The sequence below is a fragment of the Legionella drozanskii LLAP-1 genome (assembly GCF_001467585.1).
Lineage (GTDB): Bacteria > Pseudomonadota > Gammaproteobacteria > Legionellales > Legionellaceae > Tatlockia > Tatlockia drozanskii.
Genome location: NZ_LNXY01000019.1, coordinates 1 through 1,942 on the forward strand (window position 1 = coordinate 1; position 1,942 = coordinate 1,942).

Sequence of the window (1,942 nt, forward strand, 5' to 3'; positions counted from 1 at the left end):
AATGGTTGAAAATTATTCGATTATCTCCCGTAGCCTGGCAACATATCAATTTGATTGGAAAATATGAATTTTATTATGACAAAGAATGTCTAAATTTACATAAGGTTATACAAAATTTAATAGCCAATAAAAAAATCGATTTATTGGCTAGGGGGGAAGTAAGGATACGTGGCAAAATAGGACTTTTCAAATTTCAAACGGCCTATAACCCCTGCTGTGCATGGGCAATAAGTTGTTTTTATTGAAAATCTATCAATTTGTTTAATTACTAAATTAGTTGATATTAATCGTACTAAAACCGAACAAAAATAAAGAAAATTAGTGTCTTTTTGGATATACAACTATTTTCTATTAACAAAGCCTACAACACATATACAGCAAGGGTTTTAATGGCATTGAAACCTGGAAGTGACCTATTCGCACACGTATCCCGTCTTACCCCCAAGTAATTCCTATCTTAGTAGAAGCACTAGGTGATGTTGGCCTGGAGCTTTCAAAAGAGAAAACACGGGTTACCCCAATAGAAGAAGGATTTAACTTCCTTGGCTTTAATGTACGAAAGTATGGGAATGGAAAACTGTTAATAAAACCATCCAAAGCCAATGTAAAGTCATTTCTAGGGGAAATCAAGGAGATCATTAAGAAAGGTGCGGCACTACCAACCGATCAGTTAATCTATCGGTTGAATCAGAAGATAACCGGATGGACAAATTATTATAGAGGGTCAGTGTCCTCTCGAATATTTTCCAAAATTGACTCAGAAATTTTCTTGGCACTTAAGCGCTGGGGTTTAAAAAGGCACCCGCGCAAAGGTAAACGATGGATTATCCGTCGATACTATACTCAAGTAGGCCTAGATCGTTGGCGTTTCTACTGCACAATCAAAGATAAAGAAGGCAACAAAAAGCAACTCTATCTGAAGAATGCATCAGAGACACTCATCCGACGGCACAGGAAAATTCTGGCCAATGCGAATCCTTTTGACCCTCAATTCAAGGAATACTTCCAGAAAAGAGCAAAAGAGCGCAAAACCAGGGAAAACGTTACTGAAAACTCAAAGTATGCCGGGTTGAAAGTTATTCAGCCTTATGAGGGCTTGAGCGCAGTGCGGTGAAAGTCGCATGCTGCGTTCTTAGAGGACTGCCCTTCAGCAATGAAGGGTGGTTACTCGACTTAAGCTATCAACCAATACAAAATATTTTAATCAATTCATATATACTTTGAATTATCTGGGCTAATTATTATGTTATCTACTATAGGGTTGGTAGTAATAATGTTGGGTATTATATTATCTTTAATTACTCTTATTTATTCTTTATCTTATGTCGTTGATTCCAATTTACCATTTTTAAGCGGATTTTTCGGTAGTGTATTAATTTTTATTATCACTTTTGCCATATTATTTTTGATTTTCTTATTTGTCGTCAAAACAACGCATTGGATTGATATAATATGTAAGGCCTCGGATCCAGTAAAAAATATTACCCTTAGGGAGGCTTTCAGGAATGGAATGATCCTAAAATATGTAAAAACTGTTACTACGTTTGGGATTTTTTTGATAGTAGCAAATTTCTTATGGCAAGAGTTTTTCCAAAAAACATACCTGTGCAAAGAGGAAGACGACCAAATTTATTTTTTAGTCCTAGATTTTAATGGTTCAATTTTCGTTTATGACAATAATAAAAGAGTTGTATCTTCAACTAAGTACCATAATGTTGGAAAAGACAGGTTCATAGGGGAAAACGGGTGGGAAGGCTGGCCTGGAACAGAAAACAACAGTATGGCTGTACAATATCGCGATAAGAACGGAATTTTAAAAAGTTTTTACAAAGGTTGTTTTTTAAAGAGATCATACTTTTAATAACAATGGTAATCCCCCCATTTTTAACTGAATCTAAAAGTAGAGGATTAGGCCGCTAGAGCCAATTTTTGCCTTGGAGGA

At 35.6% G+C, this 1,942-nt stretch carries 3 protein-coding genes; all 3 read left to right on the forward strand.

Going from position 1 to position 1,942, the window contains the following annotated elements; genetic code table 11:
* The coding region (locus Ldro_RS16725; RefSeq protein ID WP_238583962.1) for a hypothetical protein at positions 1-245 on the forward strand (245 nt) is incomplete at its 5' end.
* 338 nt (positions 246-583) lie between these two features.
* A complete protein-coding gene (locus tag Ldro_RS16000) occupies positions 584-1,114 on the forward strand; it encodes a group II intron maturase-specific domain-containing protein (protein WP_274519107.1) in 531 nt (176 codons plus the stop codon).
* Between the two features lie 129 nt (positions 1,115-1,243).
* Positions 1,244-1,861, forward strand: coding sequence for a hypothetical protein (locus tag Ldro_RS04320; RefSeq protein ID WP_058495194.1), 618 nt, complete (start codon positions 1,244-1,246; stop codon positions 1,859-1,861).
* Positions 1,862-1,942: the final 81 nt, after the last annotated feature.

Excerpts from the sequence above, each read along its gene's own strand:
- Ldro_RS04320 (WP_058495194.1), top strand. The coding sequence starts at position 1,244 with ATGTTATCTACTATAGGGTTGGTAGTAATAATGTTGGGTATTATATTA.